General features: G+C 71.8%; 1 protein-coding gene and 1 pseudogene. Both read left to right on the forward strand.

The window, feature by feature from the left end:
- Window positions 1–436: pseudogene (locus ACWCV3_RS29065) on the forward strand (CHAD domain-containing protein); the annotation flags it as partial.
- Window positions 433–882, forward strand: a complete 450-nt coding sequence (locus ACWCV3_RS29070; protein ID WP_450811287.1) for an NUDIX hydrolase — start codon at window positions 433–435, stop codon at window positions 880–882. The pseudogene ACWCV3_RS29065 and the gene ACWCV3_RS29070, both read left to right, overlap by 4 nt.
- Window positions 883–1,041 lie beyond the last annotated feature (159 nt).

Here is a 1,041-nt window from a genome sequence, read left to right on the forward strand (position 1 = left end):
CAACCGCGCCGTGCTCGCCAGGGCCGTGCCCCTGACCACCGCGGTCGCGGAGCTCGAGACACTCCCCGCGGAGGCCGAGTCCCGCCTCACCGAGGCCGCCACCGCCCTCCACCACACCAGCCACCCCTACAACGCGGACGCCGACGCCACCTGGCACCACGTACGCCTCCTCCTGCGTCTGCACCGCTACGCCCGCGAAGTGCTCCCGGACGCCCCCATGGACGTACGACTCCTCGACGCGGCCGACGCCCTGAACGCCCACAGGGACGCCGCCGAGGCCGCCGCCGCGGCGGCCCACGCGGCCCGCACCCCTCGCATCGCGCCCACGACCGCGTACGCCCTCGGCGTGCTCCACGCCGACCAGCGCCACGAGGTCGCGGCCGCCCGACTCGCATTCGGACAGGCATGGCAACGACAGGCGGTGGGCACCCCATGACACACCCGATGACCGTGCGGCAGGACGACCCAGGAACGGTCCTCGCGGCAGGCTGCGTCCTGTGGCGCCGCTCCACAACTCCCCACGACGGCCGGGGAGTCGAGATCTGTCTCGTGCATCGACCCAAGTACGACGACTGGTCGCACCCGAAGGGCAAGCTCAAACGCGGCGAGGACGCCCCGGCCGGTGCCCTGCGCGAGGTACGCGAGGAAACCGGCCACGACTGCGCACTCGGCGCCGAGCTCCCCACGGTCCGCTATCTCGCGAACGGCCGCCCCAAGCAGGTGAGTTACTGGGCGGCGGAGGCGACCTCCGGCACGTTCACGCCGAACCGCGAGGTCGACCGCATCGCCTGGCTCACACCTCCCGAGGCCCGCGCCCGCCTCACCCAGCCCAGGGACCGCGTACTCGTCGACGCCCTGCTCGACGCCCTCCACACCACCTGACGATCACGTTCCGTAGCCGTACCGTGACCTAACCGCACCGCCCGCTTAGGTTCACCCGGCGTTCACTCTTGGCCATCGGCCGCTTCACCTGATCTGCCTAATTTCAGCCTTACGCGGTGAGTCCCCGGCCTCCGGGAACGCCCCGCCGCTCGACTGAAA

It is taken from the genome of Streptomyces sp. NPDC001781, assembly GCF_053596035.1.

Excerpts from the sequence above, each read along its gene's own strand:
- ACWCV3_RS29070 (WP_450811287.1), top strand. The coding sequence starts at position 433 with ATGACACACCCGATGACCGTGCGGCAGGACGACCCAGGAACGGTCCTC.